This window comes from Nonomuraea sp. bgisy101 (assembly GCF_057708945.1).
On the sequence record NZ_JBYITD010000121.1, the window covers coordinates 1 to 664 of the forward strand.

Sequence of the window (664 nt, forward strand, 5' to 3'; positions counted from 1 at the left end):
GGCCGTCGACGATGCTGACGTCGATGCGGAGCTGGTTGGAGCGGTAGGTGCCCACGTACGGGGTCAGGTCGACGTCCTGCTCCGTTTCGGTGATCAGCGTGGGGATCCGGACGCCGAGGTGCTCGCTCAGCAGCCACTGCAGGAGCTGGTCCTGCAGCATGATCGCCCCCGGGTTGTTGCCGAAGGCGGTGAAGACCAGGTCGTGCTCGGGCAGCACGCACAGGAGGGACACGCCGCCGGGCGAGGCGCCCGACATGGCCAGGACGGTGGTGTCGGCGAACGGGTACAGCACCCAGCCCAGGCCGATCGGCGGGGTGTTGGGGCTGTCCATGTCGTAGGCGACCTGCTGCATCAGCGCGGTCTTTTCGGCCGACAGGACGCGGGTGCCGGAGGGCGACATGCCGCCGGCGAGGTGGGTGCGTCCGAAGGCGAGCAGGTCGGCGATGGTGCCGATCGGCGTGCCGCCGGCCGGTCCCCAGGTGTCGGGCAGCGTGAACATGGTGGTGGGCTTGGCCGTCATGGTCTCGGGGTCCAGGAAGTGGCCGACCGCCGTGCTGCGCAGGATGGCCTGCTCGGCGGAGGTGCTGGAGTCCTTCATGCCGACGGGTGCGTAGATGTCGCGTGCGAGCAGGTCGGGGAAGGACAGGCCGGTCACCACTTCCAG

At 69.6% G+C, this 664-nt stretch carries 1 protein-coding gene; it reads right to left on the reverse strand.

Annotated elements, in window-relative coordinates:
* Nucleotides 1-664: serine hydrolase domain-containing protein (locus AC3EO4_RS55705; RefSeq protein WP_431904998.1), on the reverse strand; the 664-nt coding region annotated here is incomplete at both ends.